The sequence below is a fragment of the Methylobacterium sp. WL18 genome, from assembly GCF_008040015.1.
In the GTDB taxonomy this organism is placed as follows: Bacteria; Pseudomonadota; Alphaproteobacteria; order Rhizobiales; family Beijerinckiaceae; genus Methylobacterium; species Methylobacterium mesophilicum.
Map to the genome: position 1 here is coordinate 1 of NZ_VRVD01000875.1, position 1,539 is coordinate 1,539.

Here is a 1,539-nt window from a genome sequence, read left to right on the forward strand (position 1 = left end):
GGTCGCCACGGTGGCCACGCCGGCCCCGGACGCGCCGGACGCCGTCGACGACACCGTCAAGACCGGTTCGGTCGGCGGGTTCTCGGTCCAGCTCGGCGTCCGCAGCTCCGCCGCCGAGGCGAAGGCGGCGCTCAAGCAGATGCAGGCCAAGTACAGCGGCCTCGCCGGCAAGCCCGAGCTGATCCGCCAGGCCGAGGTCAACGGCAAGACGATCTTCCGCGTCCGCGTCGGGCCGCTGGCCAAGAATGAGGCGACCAGCCTGTGCAGCACCCTGCAGGGCGAAGGCGGGCAGTGCTTCGTGGCCAAGAACTGAGGTCGCGGTAACGCCGGCCACCGGTGGTGCTCGCGATCCAGCGCGAGACGATGTCCACGCATCGTCGCCGGACGTGAGCGACGGCCAGGGCCAGGCGTGTTTCCCTCCCCAGCGGACGGGGAGGGGCCAAGCTGAGGGGACGGTGCACGCGAGTCCCGCCCGCAACACTCGGTCCCCGAGGCGGTCTTCATCGAGGCGGCCCCGCGGTTTCGCCTTGCCGGCTCCCTGTTCCCGTCCGAATCTGCCAGCACCGATTCGCCGAACCCGATCGATCTTCCGCCGCACCCGCGCGGCCACCGAGAACCCCGCATGACCGCCCGTGCCCTGATCCTCGGCTGCGCCGGCAAGACGCTCTCCGTCGAGGAGGCCGCCTTCTTCCGGGACGTGCGGCCCTGGGGCTTCATCCTGTTCAAGCGCAACATCGGCACGCCGGACGAGGTCCGGGCGCTGACGGCGTCGCTGCGGGACTGCCTGGACTCCGACGCAGCCCCGATCCTGATCGACCAGGAGGGCGGCCGGGTCCAGCGCATGGGCCCGCCGCACTGGCCGGCCTACCCGGCGGGCGGGCGCTACGGTCGCCTGAACGGCAGCGCCACCGCGATCGCGCGGCTCGGGGCCCGGCTGATGGCCCACGATCTCGCCGAGGTCGGCATCAACGTCGATTGCGCCCCCGTGCTGGACGTGCCGGCCCCGGGCTCACACGACATCATCGGCGACCGGGCCTACGGATCGACCCCGGATCGGGTGGCCGAGATCGGCCGGGCCGTCGCGGAAGGCCTGATGGCCGGCGGCGTCCTGCCGGTGATGAAGCACGTGCCCGGCCATGGCCGCGCCGCCTGCGACAGCCATCATGGCCTGCCGGTGGTGGAAGCCACCCTGGCGGCGCTGGCCGCCCAGGACTTCCGGCCGTTCCAGGCGCTCGCCGACTTGCCGATGGCGATGAGCGCCCATGTCGTCTTCACGGCCATCGATCCCGACCGCCCGGCGACCCAGTCGACGACCGTCATCCGCGACGTGATCCGCGGCGCCATCGGCTTCGACGGGCTGCTGATGACCGACGACCTGTCGATGCACGCGCTCACCGGCACGTTCCGCGACCGGACCGCAGCCGCCTTCGCGGCGGGGATCGATGTCGGGCTGCACTGCAACGGCGCGATGGACGAGATGCGGGCGGTCGCCGAGGCGGCACCAATCCTCGACGGCGCAGCCGCCCGGCGGGCCGCAGC

Annotated in this window: 2 protein-coding genes; both read left to right on the forward strand. The window is 72.6% G+C overall.

Annotated elements, in window-relative coordinates; all coding sequences use genetic code 11:
• A partial coding sequence (locus FV228_RS29225) for an SPOR domain-containing protein (RefSeq protein WP_246694071.1) occupies positions 1 to 313 on the forward strand: 313 nt, incomplete at its 5' end.
• 309 nt (positions 314 to 622) lie between these two features.
• On the forward strand, positions 623 to 1,539 hold a 917-nt coding region (nagZ, locus tag FV228_RS29230), incomplete at its 3' end, for a beta-N-acetylhexosaminidase (protein ID WP_147857657.1).